Annotated in this window: 7 protein-coding genes; all 7 read right to left on the bottom strand. The window is 19.2% G+C overall.

The genetic code is table 11. From position 1 onward, the window contains the following. Positions 1 to 5: 5 nt before the first annotated feature. From X274_RS06245 to X274_RS06215, 7 genes are read right to left on the bottom strand one after another with little or no spacing between them, the layout of a single operon-like run. Positions 6 to 536 carry an FHA domain-containing protein gene (locus tag X274_RS06245; protein WP_047265953.1) on the bottom strand — a complete coding sequence of 177 codons (531 nt, stop codon included), beginning with the start codon at positions 534 to 536 and terminating at the stop codon, positions 6 to 8. Further along, positions 529 to 2,436, bottom strand: a complete 1,908-nt coding sequence (locus X274_RS06240; protein ID WP_052913211.1) for an AAA family ATPase — start codon at positions 2,434 to 2,436, stop codon at positions 529 to 531. Before X274_RS06240 ends, X274_RS06245 begins: the two co-directional genes overlap by 8 nt. Positions 2,437 to 2,440: 4 nt before the next feature. Beyond that, on the bottom strand, positions 2,441 to 3,829 hold the full coding sequence (locus X274_RS06235; RefSeq protein ID WP_047265952.1) for a hypothetical protein: 1,389 nt from the start codon (positions 3,827 to 3,829) through the stop codon (positions 2,441 to 2,443). An 11-nt stretch (positions 3,830 to 3,840) separates the two neighbouring features. Beyond that, the gene (locus tag X274_RS06230) at positions 3,841 to 4,410 is read right to left on the bottom strand and encodes a 4Fe-4S cluster-binding domain-containing protein (RefSeq protein ID WP_197073330.1); all 570 of its coding nucleotides are present in this window, start codon (positions 4,408 to 4,410) and stop codon (positions 3,841 to 3,843) included. A 53-nt stretch (positions 4,411 to 4,463) separates the two neighbouring features. Next, on the bottom strand, positions 4,464 to 13,130 hold the full coding sequence (locus X274_RS06225) for a hypothetical protein (RefSeq protein WP_047265950.1): 8,667 nt from the start codon (positions 13,128 to 13,130) through the stop codon (positions 4,464 to 4,466). After that, entirely contained in the window at positions 13,127 to 14,302 is a 1,176-nt protein-coding gene (locus X274_RS06220) for a hypothetical protein (protein WP_047265949.1), read from the bottom strand. Before X274_RS06220 ends, X274_RS06225 begins: the two co-directional genes overlap by 4 nt. Continuing rightward, entirely contained in the window at positions 14,299 to 16,797 is a 2,499-nt protein-coding gene (locus X274_RS06215; protein WP_047265948.1) for a hypothetical protein, read from the bottom strand. Before X274_RS06215 ends, X274_RS06220 begins: the two co-directional genes overlap by 4 nt. Between the last annotated feature and the right edge of the window lies 1 nt (position 16,798).

Here is a 16,798-nt window from a genome sequence, read left to right as displayed (position 1 = left end):
TAAAATTATATATATAATTCAAATTCTTGAGTCATTCTAGAAAAACGGATCTTAAAACCTTTTTCTAATTTTATTTTTTCATTTTTTTGTAGTTCTTTCTCATTTACATATATAGGATTTTTTGATTTTTCCAAACGAATTAAATACCAATCTTCAGTTTCTTTTAAAAATTTTCCATGTTCTCGCGATATATATTCTCTCCCTTGGAAATTTTTTGGAAAATATTTCCTTCCAACAATTATATTATTATAAATATAAATAGTTAGTTCTTTAGTTTTTAGTAATATTAAATCTTTATATTTAAATATATCTTCTTCCGCTAGAATTTCTTTACATTTCCTACATTCTTTTGATAAAGGTGAATTTATCTCTCCACATTTCTTACATATTTTTACTGCTTTAATTAAATCTTCTTCTATCAATGACTCATCATCTTTTTTACAAGTATAAACATCTTCTCCGTAAACTGTATTGCATGAAGGGCATATTTTTACTTTTTCAAACATTTTCAATATTTCTTTATTTGCTTCAATCATTGAATCCCTCCAATATTAATTCATATTTGTCATTTTTATTTTCATCAATATCTACTAATTTAATACTTTTATACTTATCATAATCAAATAACTTTTCACTTAAAGGTGTTATTAAATATTTTTCTAATTTATTTCCAATACCTCTTCCTCCCATAGTTAAATCTTCCAAACAATATTTATATAATTTTTTAAGGGCTTTGTTAGAAATTTCAAAACTAATTCCATAAGTTTTTTTCAATTTTTCTTTTAAATTTTTCAACATTTTTTCTTCAAGAATTCTCTTACCATGTTCTTCTCTTATAAAATCAAACACTATAACATTTTCACCAATCCTATTTAATATTTCAGGTCTTCCTATTTCAATAAAAAATTCTTTTATTTTATCTTCCACTTCTTTTTTTATTTTTTCATAAGAACTTTCAGGTGAAATTAACGAGGAATTTTTTCCATTTTTATCTTTATTATATACTCCTAAATTACTTGTAAAAATAATTATTGATTCAGAAAAATAAACAGTATCTCCTCTACTAGATGTCAATCTTCCCTCGTCAAGTATTTGTAAAAATATATCAAATATTTTCCTATGAGCTTTCTCTATCTCATCAAAAAGAACAACAGAAAAAGGATTTTCTTTTATTTTATTAACTAATTCACCACCTTCTTCATATCCAACATATCCAGGAGGTGAACCTATTAATCTTTGATCTGAATGCTCTTTTGAAAATTCACTCATATCAAACCTTATGTAGCTATCCTGAGTACCAAAAATTAATTTTGCCATTGATTTGGCAAGCTCTGTTTTACCTACACCTGTTGGCCCTGCAAAAAATAAAACCCCCTTCGGTCTCATATTGTTAATGGAAAATTGAATTCCAGAAAGATTAAAAAATGCTCTTTTTATCGTCCCCGAAGCCCTTTTAACAGCATATTCTTGCCCTATAATATCTTTAGATAAAATTTCTTGAGCTTTTTTTATTTTTTCTTTATCTAAATTTTTCCACGGGTTATCTTCTATACCAATTTTGTAAAACTTTACAAGATCTTCAAGTTCTTCTAAAATATTAACCTCTCTTTTTTTTGCTAATGTTATTATATTTTCTATATCTTTTAAATAAAAATTTGAAGAAAGAGAAACAAATAGATCTAAAATTTTATCAAATTTAAGAGTTTGATTTTCATTAACATTTAATCTTTCAATTAAGCTATTTTTTATAAATTCCCTTTTTATCCTAATATCAGGAGCTGGAATCGAAATAGATTTCAAAAAGTGATTATTATTCAAATACCATCTTTCTAGGTCTACATCTTTATCAAATATCCAAAAAAATAAATTATGAAATTTTTCTTTTACATCGCTATAATAAATAGGTCTACTATAATAACCTAATTGATATAATTCTAAAAGAAATTTATTCCTATCCATATCATTATAAATATTTTTTAAATTAGAAGAAAAATCATAGATTATTGCTACATTACCAATTTCTTTATTTTTTTCACTTGGTTTGAAATTTAAAATTGTTTCTATAAAATTTTTTTGAGCATTCAATATATTATTACCTTCTAATATAATTACATCTTTTTTTATATTTCTCATTTTCAATTCGCTTATTTTATATCCAAAAGATTTGTCAATTATTTCATTTTTTATATCTTTAATTTTTACTAATTCAACTTCTTTCTTATTTGGAATTAACTTAAAGATAATAGAATATTTTTGTTTTTCTTCTAACATTTTTTTTAACATTTTTATAAGATCTACAAATATTATCCTTTTATCATTTTCAATTTCAGAGTATAAATAATAATCTCTAACATTTCCATAAAGCATAAATTGTTGATAAGAGCCTGTTAACGCTTCAATTTCTTTTATCCATTTTGGGAATATATATTTTTTCATATTATCACTCCATACTCATATATCTTTGATTATTTTTATTTTTAACTTTATATTCATCAATTATTTTCTCATCATGAATTTCTTCTTCTAAAGATTTGTCAGAGATATTTCCTATACTTGAATATACTTTTTCAAATTCTTCTAAAGAAAAATATTCTACCTCTATTCTTTCTCTATTTTTTATTTCAAAAAACAAACCATCTTTTTTCAATTCTTCATTCAGCTCATCAATTTTATTACACCACATATCAGTAATTTTAGAATCCAAAGATATATCTCTATTTTGATTTGTTACTCTAATTAATTTAAACTCTATCATACGATTTTCCTGAATTATCATAACCTTATAATCTTTTTCTAAATCAAAATATACTTTTTCTCCTTCTTTCATTAAATTTATTTTTTCTTTTAAATCATTTTCTAACATTACAAGGTTGTAACCCAACTTAGAAAGTTTGTCCTTAATTTCTTCAATGCTTATTTTTTGTATCAAAAGATCTTCATAAGTTTCTAAAACTTCTTCTATTTCATCTTTTAAATCTAAATACATTTCATATTCTATATAATCTTCATTATAAAATTTTTCTATTTTTGCTTTCATTTCGCTATCAAAAACATCATAAAAATTACCTATTAAATTTTTAATTAAATTTTTATAACTTATAGTTTCTTCTTTTTTATCCTTTAACTCATAATATTTAAACATTAAATCTTCATAATAATCTTTTAAAATCTGTGTTGGTAATTTTTCCAATGAGTCTTTTAATTTTTCATTGTTTTTTTTATATTCTACTTCATCTATTAATTCCAACATTTCCAAGACTCTCTTTATTTCAGAAATATATTTTATCTTTTCTTCCGATTGACTTATTTCATTAAATTCCTCAAAATCTTCTGTTTCTTCAATAAAATCAAATTCCAAATCCTCTTCTTTAATGTTATTAATTGCGTAAATATATTGATTATATACTCTTAAAATTTCTGATTCTAAATTTTTTAAACTTTTTAACTTTTCATCGTAATATTTTATATTTTTATATTTTAATAACTCATGTTGAAAATATTTTACCTCTTTCAAAAAATTTTTATTTTTTTTCATTTCAGATATAAAATTGGAAATTGAGCGCGATATTTTTTTTGATTCCATCTCGCTAATTTTTATTTCTGTTTCTTTTTTAACAACCTTTGATAATAAAAGTTCACATTCACTTCTTAAACTACTAACATTATTATTTTTATCATATTTCATTTTTATCTTTTCTAACTCGTTTGATAAACTTTCTCTTTCACTTTCTCTAATATTTTTCATCTTCATTATTTTATTGTTTATAATGTTTATTTGATTTCTCACCAAAGCACGATAATCAGGTTTAAGTCGTGTATAACTGCTCATAAAATCCCTCCTTAATCAATCCCATCTATAAAATCATGATAAGGTATTCCTATTAGATAAAAATTTTTTCCATCATTTAATAATTGTAAATTTTTATTTTTTTTTATTTTTTTATATTCCTCATAAATTTTCTTTAATTCGTTATTTTTAGTTAAAATATACATGTTTTGATTTTCTGACCCTTTCCAAATCGACTCACTCTGATTTCCATATATAAAAGATCCGTCTATTAAAACATCTATTTTATTTATAATATATTTATAGTTATTATAGATATATTCATATCTGTAACCTGTATAAATTAAAATATCATAATAACCAGCTTCACGCAAAATATCAAGCATTATATTTAAAGAATCTGGTTGATCAAATGGCTCTCCACCACTTATAGTTACTCTTCCATTTTTACTATACGATTTAATTATATTCTTAAATTTTATCCAATCAATAAATTTATCCTCCTCAAATTCCCACGTGTGTTTAGATATACACTTATTACATCTTATCGAACATCCCTGAAACCAAATACCTAATCTTTTACTAGGCCCTAATGTTAAAATCGGATAATGTATTAAATTCAATAAAACTCCCTTGACTTTATATTCCATTATATCACCATTTAAAAATAATTTAATTATTTTTTGATTTTTTCAACATATAAATATTTTTTACCTCTTTTAAACAAATAATTATAATTTTTGGATGAAAATTTAATATAATTGATATTATCAAAATCACTTAATTTCTGATTTTTATACATTTCCATATTTATCGGTTTGTTATTTTCATATGTAATTAAATACCCTGTTTTATCTTTTAACTGTAAGTTTCTAGAATTAATATAAACATTTTCAATTAAATCATCTTGGAATAAATTATTTAGATATACTCTTTTTAAATTTGAATCAAACAAATTTATAAAAACTATTTTACCTTCATAAAGCATCCATCTCCATTTGTTATCTTTAATTTCTAATTTTTTTGTCTTGTATTCTTTTATTTTTCCATTTTCTATGTATAATTTATCTTCTCCGTTTGATAAATATTCTTCATGCGAATTCATAGTTTTAGTCATGTTTTTTAAAGAAAAATATTGATTATCGCTAAAAATACCATATTTATTTATTGTCCATAACGCATTGTCTTTTTCATATATTCTATCCACAATATCAAACACAAAAACTTTATTTATAAAAGGAAAATCCATTCCTTCAATTATAATAAAATCTGCATTTTCCCTAATTTTTTCTTTAAATTCCAAATGAGGATTAATATCAATTTGAATTAAATTAGATTTTACTTTAACTTTAGAAACATTATATTTATCTATTAATTTACCTTTTTCAATATAATTATTTTCTAAAGAACTTTTATAGAAATAAACTGGAATTGTTTTATTTTTCCATATACCAGATTTTGTTGATACATATAAATTCCCACTATCAATACTAAAATAATTAAAATCATCAAACACAAAAATTTCATTTTTTATTATTTCTTTTAGACTAAATCCTTCAAAATCAAATTCAAAAGTTTCATTTAGTTTTTCTTTTATTTCTGTTCCATTATATGTAATTTTTACATTTAATTCATTTAAATCTGGCATATTAAATCGTATTCTTTCGTTTGATGTTTTTATTAAAAGTGCATCATTTATTCTTTTTTTGTAAATATGATCACTCATTGAAAAAATATTGTTTAATCCATTTTTATAAATACCAAATTTATTAACTATATAATAATCTTCATTCACAAAAATATTTTCTGGTTTTAATTCTTCTAATGAATTTATTTTATCATTATTTAAATATAAATTTGGGGTTTCAGATTGAAATAATTTATTGTTTAATATTTCAAAAGAATAACGAATATATTCATCCGTTTTATAATTTTCATATTCGTCTTCATTAATAATTTCATAATCCATATTTCCAGTATTAACTATTATTTTATTTTTTTCAAAGAAAACTTTATCTATGTCTTTTTCAAATGTTATATAAAATACTTTGTCTTTAAATAACATAAGATTATTTTTATATATTGAGATATAGTTATTTCCAATAGGTATAAATTCAAAATAATCATTTAAAGTTATATCTATTAACTTTTTGTTTTTCTCAAAATATATTTTTGAATTATTGCTTATATAATTTCTTATATTATAATTTTCATCAATCAAAATTGATATTTTTGGTTCAAATTTTAATTCACTTAATTTTCCATTTTTAAAAAGATATTTACTATCTTCAGAATATAAAGATATTCCATTGATTAGTTTATTGCTTTTCTTAATAATCATTTCTTTTTCTAAATATATTTTTCCGTTGAAATTGTATTCAAAAATTCCCTTATTTGAAATTAAATACAAATTTTTATCTTTTTTATCTATATTATAAATTTTATCAAAAATCATTCTATTCGACTTGTTAACTATATTAAGATAATATATATTAAATAATTTATCGTTCGAATCTATAACATGTAATTTAGAACCTTTATATATTATGTCTTTTAAGTCATATAAATTTATAAATTCTTTTAATGTTATTTTCCTTAATTTGTTATTTTCTAAAATATATTCTTTATTTATTAATACTTTATTTTTTATTAAATCAATACTCATTGCTGGTTTAAAAATATCAATAAAATTAAATGTTTTATTTGAATGTTTTAATATTACGCTTTTGCCATTTATATAATAATTTGCTGAATCACTAATTATTAATTTATTTATTTTAAAAAGGCCATACAATTCATTTGAAAAATCTATATCTGATTTAGAAAAATATTTATTAGCAAATTTAATATCATAATTTCCAAAAAACATTTTCTTTTCATCAATATTTATAGATAATTGTCCATTATTATATTTTTCTATTTCTTCTGTTTGCAAATCAAACATAAACTTGGAATTAAAAGATTGGAATACCACTTTGTTCAAAATTCGTTTTATATTGTTTATATTATTTATCTTTCTTATTTTCACAAAAACTCCATTTTCTTGCTTAAATATGTAATTTCTTGTAAAATAATATTTGATATCTCCTAAAGTAAATACCCTCAATAGTTTCTCTGTTTCTGTTTTCTTAACTTTATTACCATCTAAAAATATTTCATTATAAGCAGCATTTTTTTGTTCAAACTTAATGCTATCAATGTTAATATTAATTTTATACTTCTTTAGATAATATGGAAAATCTTTTTTATCTAATTTATCTAAATCCACTAAATGAGAATTTATAACAACTAAGTTCTTATATTTCTTATTTTCAACTATTTTTATAGATTTAGGATTTAAAATATTGTATAAAAATTCTTGATTACTAAAAATATATTCATTATTCACAAAACATATATCTTTTGGTAAAGCAAAAATACTATATATCTTATTATAAAAGTCATTTAAACTCATTCTTTCGCCAAAATAATAATATGCAGAAGTCTTGCTTTTTGAATTTTTAAATTTTCCATTAAAATATATTTTTTGTACTACTTTTTCTACATCTTTTTCTTCAATTTTCGTTATTTCATTTCCCTTTATATATAAATACCTTTTATCGTCTATATTTGCATATAGTTTTTTATTTGAATTGAATAAATCTTTTATATTATTTCTATATATATATTCAAAATTGTTAAGATTTATTATGCCTATATTTGGAACATATCCATAGTAATTATTTCCATCAATCCCAACCTTAGTTATATTATCAAAGAATAATTTTTTATTTAATAATTCAATTGTTTTATAAACTTTAGAAGGAACTAAATTTATTTTATTTTCAACATTTATATCAAAATACTCTCTAACTTTTTTTTGTGTAGTTTTATAAACTCCATATTTAGAAACTAAATTTTTATTTTCATCATATATAAATACATTTCCTTCAAACAACAACTTATTATTTTGTTTAGTAAAATTAGAAAATACAAGCTTATCAATCTCTTTATCTTTAAAATGTATTTTATTTATATTTCTATCATAGTGAATTTCACCATTTTCATCAATAATAATTCCTCCAGTATAATAAGGAAAAATTCTTTTCCCATCATAAAAAACATATCCATATTTATTTCTTAATAATATTTTATTATTGTATAAATAAATATTTTTTGCATATTGAATTTCATCAACACCTTTTATAAAATATTTCCCATTTTCAAATAATATATAATTATCTAAATAATGAACCTTTTTAGTTCCATATTCAGATTTTTCAAGTTCAATATCGCGGTCTTCTTTTAATATAACTAAAGAATTTTTTTGTAATTTTTGAAAATACTTTTTTTCATATGAATATTCCAAAAACTCATTATAAAAATCTTCATAACTGATATTTTTATAATATACATACTTTAAATCAATGTTATTTAAATCAATGTTATTTAAATTAATAATATTACTTTTACCCTCTTTATCAGATATTTTATATACTTTTATATCTTTAAAATAATCTGGATAATACGAATTCAAATTATATAATTTATTGTTTATATCTTCTAATTCTAATTCTAACAATTTTATTTTTTCATCATATTTTAAATTTAAACCATATATAATATTATTTAATTGAAACTTTAATTTTTTTATTTCTTTATTATACTTTGATATAGATAAATTGTTTAATATTTTTTGATCTTCTAATTTATCAATTTGACTCATTTTTTCATTTATATTATCTTCTATTTTCTGAGGATTATAAAAAAATATTAACTTTTTTTTATTATTTGCTTCTATTTTCTTTTTAAGTTTATTTATTTCTTTCTTTAAATTCACAATTTTTTCTTCTATTATATTATTATTTTTTTCAACTGATAAGGCTATATTATTTAATTCATCAATTCGACTCTTTATATATTTTTTTTCATTAATCAATTCTTCTATTGTTTTTTCCTTTATTAAGTTTTCCTTAATTTCTAAAGCTGTATTAAAATTTTCAATGTTTTCTAATTTATATTTATTTAGTTGCTTAATTTCTTCTTCCTTATTTTTCTTCAATTTCTTAAGCTTATCAATCATTTTAATTCCCTGAGAAAGTGGGATCTGAACTTTTTTTATTATAGATTTATTATCAATTTCATTATTAGAAAAAAAGATTTTCGGCAAATTATCGCTTAGAATTTCACCATTTTTTTTAATTAAAATACTTTTTGTTCCTTGTTTTAATCTTATAAAATTATTATGAATTTCAGAATAAGAATACTTAATTTTTTCAAATGTTTTCAAATTAAATAATTCATTGCTTTTCGATGAAAAAAGATATTCTGATAATTTATAGTCATAATTAAATAATTCATTATAGCTTGGTTTAGACAACTCTTCCCCGTTCTCATAAACTAATATATTATCCTTCAATAAAATTTCATTATTATCTATTAAATATTTATAAGTAATTATCTTATTAACTGGAGTTATAGTTAAATTTTTTTCTACAAGATAATCAGTATCATCATTTGTTTTTAAATATATGTTATTTTTATATTTAAAAATATATTCATACTGTGGTAATTTACCTTCTGTGTTTATAATCTTTTCTAAATTGTTCGAATTATAAACTAATACTTTTGTTTCAGTCATAACGTAAAACTTTTTATTATATAAATATGTACTAATAGTATTCAATTCTTTTTTTATCTTAATAACATTAAATCTTTTTTCTGATAGGTTTATATAATATATATAATAATTTGTTTCCCAAAATAAATACTTTTCTTTTGTACCTTCATCATAAGAAATATAATAATTTGTTAATGAATTATTAATTTTTTTCCAAGATATTACACTATGAGTATTTATATTATAAAGATATACATTTGAAGAATTATCTAATAATAGTAATTTTTCTTCTGAAAATGGATAAAAATATTTTATTTCATCATATATTTCATAGTCAATAATTTTTCTGTTATTAATAAATACATTATTTTGCAAATCAGAATATATATAAGAATTATTTACTATAGAAAAGTCTTTTACATTTTCTAAAATTTTTATTTTATTATTTCCATAAATTTTATATAAATTATTTTCATCTTTTACATATAACGTGTCGTCTATATAATAATATTCTGGATCATAGAAATAAAACAACCATGCTTTATCTGAATATCCATAAATTTTATTTTTATATATTAAGTATAAATTATTATCTATAAAATACATTTTATCAATATATTGTGGATAATAAGGCATTTCTCTTGATGCTACTAAATCAAGATTTTTATCATATATGTAATATGTTCTTTCATAATTATTATATAAAAATATATAATCAGAATACCAATGTTTAAAATAGTCTCTATTAACTATTTTCTTTTTTAATTCTTCATTTTCTATATAATATTTTATTATTTTATTTGTATAAAATATAATCATACTTTCTTTTTCTGAATAATAATCTATTATATTATTAACTTTCTCTATAATTTTCCATGAAAATGTTTTTAAGTTATATTCATAAATATAATCATTATTTAATAATATTAATTTTTTATCTTTAAAAAACATTGCTTTAATATCTGACAAGGTTGAGTCGACACTAACAAAATTGTTGTCATAACCATTATTATAACTTGTAAAATCCGGTATATCACTATTGACAATTTTATTATCAAATATATAAGAAATTTCACCATTTGTTTTTTGTATATATATTTTATTATTAATAAATTTAGAATCAATAATATCTACATTATTGAAATATAACCATTTTAATTTCTCAGGGGAATAAACAGCATAAAAATTATCTCCTATAAAATATAAATCATTGTTATATAAATATATTTTTTTCACAGGAGATGTTTTTTTATTTTGAAATATTCTTGTATTAAAATCAAACAATACTTTTTTCTCATCTTTAAACTCATATATTTTATCCTGTTCTTTTACTAAAAATCTATCATTGTTTAATGATAGATTTGAACTGTCAATATATATAATTTTTTTTATTTTTAACTCATCTAAATCTACAATTTTATAATTATTTCTATCAATAACATGCGCTTTATTTTCAGCAACAAAAACACTGTCTATATTTATATTTAAAACATTTATATTTAAATCTTTTAAATTTATTTTTTCAATACCTTTACTCTTAAAAACATATAAATTATAATTATCTAAATAACTATATAAAAATTCTCCCTCAACACTATTAGTATTAAAAAAATATTTTTTACTTGAACTTGAAATTATATAATTATCATTTGTTAGATAATAAAATTGATTATTTAAATAAATGTAATCTTTTATACCTGTCTGAATTTCTTTCTTTGAAAAAAATTCATATAAAGTATCTCCTTCTAAACAATAATAAACACCATTTATTTTTTGAATATTATTTATCTTATTTTTATACTGAACCTGAATTTTAATATATTCAGAATTCTTAATATCAAGCAAATAAACATTTCCATTATTTAATTGAAATAATATCTTGTTTTCTAAGACGAACATTTGTAAAATACTATTAAAATTAAATGGTGGTTGTATTTTTTTTGTTTCGAAATCCATACCATCTTTAGCATAAAATTTATATTTATAAGGGTCATTTTTATATATAAACGTAAGATAATCTCCTCTATCATTTATCAATTTCAAGTTTTTAGATTCTACTTTTTTTATTAACTCATTTTTTTCAAAAAAATAAATGTATTTTCTTGTTATTGCTGCTACATATTCTTCATCAAATTTTTTAAAGCTTAGAAGATCATCAGAAAAATTTTCTCTATTTATAATTTTATAATTTTCTAAATTTATATTTATTGAACCTTTTTCATTAATAAGAAATAATACATTTTCAAACTTATTTATATAATATAATGACTTTAAATCAAAATTATAATTTTTATCAAATAATTCTTGTTTCTTTCCATTAGATAATATAAACAATCTATTATATACATCAACGTAATAGATATTTTGTCTATAAACATCATAATTTAATACATTATCTGCTATCTCTATTTTTTTTATAAAATTATACTTTATTAATTTTTTATCTTTTAAATAATATAACTCATTAAAATAAAATACGATATTACTTATATTACTATCTATTAGGGTATACTTCTTTACTTTAAAATCATAAACATAAGCAGAATAATTTGTAATTAAAACTATTTTATTATCAAAAAAATGAACTTCTTTAATATCATCAATATTAATATTAGAAAAAGTTCCTTCATAACCGCTATAAACTTTTATCTTTTCTCCATTTTTTATCATATATATATTTCTATCTTTTTTAAAAAATAAATTGTTTCCATTAAATGAGTAATATTTATCATAATCAAAGAATATTTTCTTTTTATCTTTAATAGAAAATATTTTTTTATCAGTTATAACATATAATTCATTTTCTTTTATATAAAAATCTTTTTTTATACCTTCTATTTCTTGAAATTCCCACTTTCTAATTAAAAAATTATATTTATTTATTCCTTTATCAGTCAAAAGATATAGATCTCCATCATAGTATCTTGCTCCTAATATTTTTTCTCCTGTAAATTCCGTTTTTTCAAAATATTTTGTTAATGTATTTTTATTATTATCATACATATATATTTTATCTTTTAAAAGAATATAAAGATTATTCTCGTTTAAATCATTTTCACCAAAAGAGACATCCTGAATATTTTCATTAAATTTTAATATTCTTTTCAAATTAAATGCGGGCACAGTAAATAAATAAATTTCAGTTGCTGTTGTGGTAATAAAATATTTTTTTCTAAAATATATGTTATCAAATTTCTTTAACTTATTAAGTTTAGATAGATTGGTCCAATAATTTTTTATTGCATCATATGAATAAATATTCCCATCAAAAACTAGTATTTTGTCATTATATTGATATATATTTTTACTAATTTTTTCAGGTCCATTGTCTTTAATCTCCAAAATTTTTTCTTTTTGATTAAAATTGTCATCGCCAATAAAAACATTATTATTCCTATCAAGAATCACACTTTTGTTTTTATATACACTAAAATCTTTTATATCTTTATTAGAAATAGATTTATAAGATAAATCTTTTTCATCTCTTATATGTATAAATTTATCATCATTAAAATAAATTTTTAAATTATCTAAATCTTCATTTATTTCAATTTTATTTATATTATCATAATTAATATTTATACTTTTCCTTGGATCTATTTCCATTCTTGAAATTTCTGAATTTTTATTATATTTTATTACAAAAAAAGATACAGCAAATGAAATTAATAACACTATAAATATAATAATATATAATTTTGGATTCTTAAAATTACTAAAAGTATAAACCCATTTTTTCTTCATACTGTTCCCCTTTCCACATATTTGTCAAAAATTTTAAGATATACATTATTAAAAAGTAGTATTTCTGGATATGAGTTTTTTAAATACGTCATTTTTTTTAAACACTCTAATACTTCTATAATTTCTTTTTTAAATATATAAAGGAAATTATATGGATAAACTTTATATAATATTTCTGGAATATCCATATTATATAGATATTCATATATCAAACTTAATATAAAATATATAGTTGAAAAATTTTTTTCATCTTTTAGTTTATAAATATAATATAATATACTAGATAATAAAATTTCTATTTTTTGTTCATAATATTTGTCATCATATTCTACGAATTCTTTTAAAGCTTCAAAAGATATATGAAAATTTTTTATTTTTTCCTCATTAAAAAATTGAAGAAAATTCTTCAAATCCTTATGTTCCTTAAAATTTAAAAATCCAGAAAGTTTATTTAATTTTTCTTCCATATCAATATTTAGAGATAATAATTTTATTAGTGAAAATATAACAGCTAACTCTATTTCATTATATATTTCTATATTCTTTAATAAGGAATCAATATATTTATTTATCTTTTGAGGGTTTTCTCTATTTATATATATCTTATATAAATAATAATCAAGATAAAAATTTCTGCCTTCTTTAAATCTTTTTGGTTTTATAAAATTAATAAAGTAATACATTAATACAGGTTTCAAATTATCATTAAACATATAGTAAAATAAAAAAAATTCTGTAGAAAAATATATAAATTTAACAATTATGTAGAAAAAAAACCTAAAAGGATATATTAAATTAGATAAAACAACTACATAATTATCATAAAAGTTGGGATGAGAATTAATATATTTAGAAAACCATAACGAAATTATTATTGGTAAAAAATTGTAAAATATTAAAATTAATACACCTAGGAAAAAACCTTTGTAACTATAAAAATTTATATATTTTTTATATGGCCTTATTTTTAACTTTTTTAGTTTATACTTATTAAAAAAAAGAAGAAAAATAGCAATTATCAATTCAAAAAATAATATATATATTTTCAACTTAAAAAAATCGCTTTTACTACTAACAATGTAAAAATTACTAATAATGTCATAAAATCCCAGATTAATTAAAGTAAAAAATATTAAATTAACTCCTATAAGGGCGATTAATTCTATTATCATTTTTTCCTCCTATTTTTAACTAATTCAATAAGGTTAAATTTTTTGGGATTTTCATATTTATTTATATACTTCTCAAATTTACCAATTATTTTTTCAACTTTATGCAATTTATTTTTAATTTTTCTTTTTTTATAATTTTCTTCAATATCATTTAAAATATCCATTGAATTTTTCACTTTATTCTTTAATTTTTTATAATAAACTTCCATTTTATAAAATTCTTCACGTGACATTTTTGATTTACTTTTTTGTAATAATTTAAGATTTGATTTAATCTCATTAATATTAAAGTTGTTGTTTATTTTAAATAATATAATTTCATTTATATCTTTTTTTATTTTTTGTTCATCAAAATTAATTTTTTTGTCATAAACATCTTTAGTGCTAATATGACTTTTATATTTGTTAGAAAACTGATAGAACTTTATTTTTTCTTGTTCTATTAGACCAAAAAAATTTCGTTTAATTTCTTCTATTTCTGTTAAAAAAATTTCTTCTTTATTCTTTATAATTCTTTTAATTTTATCTAGCATATTATTAGAATATTCTTCTATTTTTTTCTCAGTTTTATTAAATTCCTCTTCTATTTTCAAATTCACCCAACTTCTAAATATTGAATTAAATTGGTTAATATATTTTTCTCCATATACTATCATTGTTTCATCGAGTTTGGTTAGTTTCAAATAAAAACTATCAGTTATATATTTTAAAATTTCATTTACTTCACTTAATAACACATTATATTCTTTTACCTCTTTATCTTCTTTTTCTTTTAATTCTAAAAACTCTTTTCTAAAAGACAAATATCCGTTTAATTCTAAATTATGCCTTCTCTTATTAAATTCATCAAATTTTAAGTTAAACTTTTTATAATATTTTGATGAAATCTCATTTTTTTCTGAATCATATATTTTTTTTAAATTTCCCCTTATATAATCTAAAATTTTTTGTTTTTTTTCTTTATTAAACAAACTTTTTTCATTCTCTAATATATAGTCATTTTCAAGATCATTATTATATTTCTTTATAGCATCTTTCCATTCATTTTTATAAGATTCAAATATTTTTTTCAATTTTATGTTTAAACTTTTTTTTGAAAAATTCCTATATTTATCATTAAACAAATCATTTATCTTTAAATATAGATCATCTAAAATATAATCTATATATCTTTCCAAAAGGATTTTATAATATTTTAAAAATTTATATTCAATATCATTGGATAATGGAATAACTCGAATTTCTTTTGTTATTGTTTTTAAATATCTAGAATTTATATTATTATACTTTTTTTCAAAAGTTATGATCTTGTCTACTATCTTTTCTAAATCTACTTCAAATGTTCTTTTTTTTGAAATATTTTCATTGTAAAAACTTATATAATTATAAAATCCTGTCTTAAGAGATCTATTATTAAGTTTATTTAAATATTCTTCAGGTAATTCTATCATTTTTCTTTCCATATATTTTATTTTAGAAAGAACGATATTCTTAAATCTATTAAATACATTTTTTTTAACACTTAAAAGTCTATCTTTTATGACTTTTATTTCATTTTCAACATCATTTAAATCTCCCATTTTTATATATTCTGAATATTTCTCATATTCATTAAAATAATTGTAAATTATAGACATTTGAGAATTGTATAAATCAATAATTTCTTCCAAATTTGATATAATTTCTTCTATTAAATCTATAGATTCAATATTTTGGTCGAATATTTTTTCTAAAATTTTCTCTTTGATTTTAATTTCATCTTTTAAATTTATGTTTATTTTATTCATCTTTTCTCTGATTTCTCTATTAAAAATGATTTTAATATCTTCTTCCAATTTTTTATAATAATATTCTATTTCCTTATATATTAATTTATTATAACTATTTAAAATCTCAACTGTTGAATTTAACAATATAGAATTATTAATTTTATTAATATACTTTATATTTTTTAATTTATTATAAATTACATATAATTTTTCAAATTCATTAAATGAATCAAAATAACTTTTCCTCCCCATAAAAATCAAAATTTTTTCTTTGATATTATTGAATTCTTTTATATTACTTTCATATTCAACAAATAAATTATTGAATTCTTTAATGATTTTTAAGTAATATTCTCTTCTAGTTTTTATATTATATTCTATTTTTTTGTCTTCTTTTACTATCCCATTATAAGTATGTTCATAATTAGATATATCCTTATTACAAATATCAATAATTTCCCTTAAATCATCCACTACTTTATCAAACTCTGTAATATAATGTTTCTTATTATTGTCAAATAAATTTAGTATATATTCTAATTTTTCTTTTTTCTGATGAATATTAAACAAAAAATATTCTTCCAAATTTTCTTTATCAAAAGACTTTATATTTAATTTTTTTTTGACCTTTTCTCTATTCATTTCAAGAAAATCATCTAATTTACTACTGTCTAATTTTTTTAAACTATTATCGATTTTTATAGAATACTTTTCAAAACTAATCATA

This window comes from Marinitoga sp. 1155 (assembly GCF_001021175.1).
Classification (GTDB): domain Bacteria; phylum Thermotogota; class Thermotogae; order Petrotogales; family Petrotogaceae; genus Marinitoga.
The sequence above is the reverse complement of the archived record's forward strand: the minus strand, read 5'-3'. Positions and strand labels throughout refer to the sequence as shown.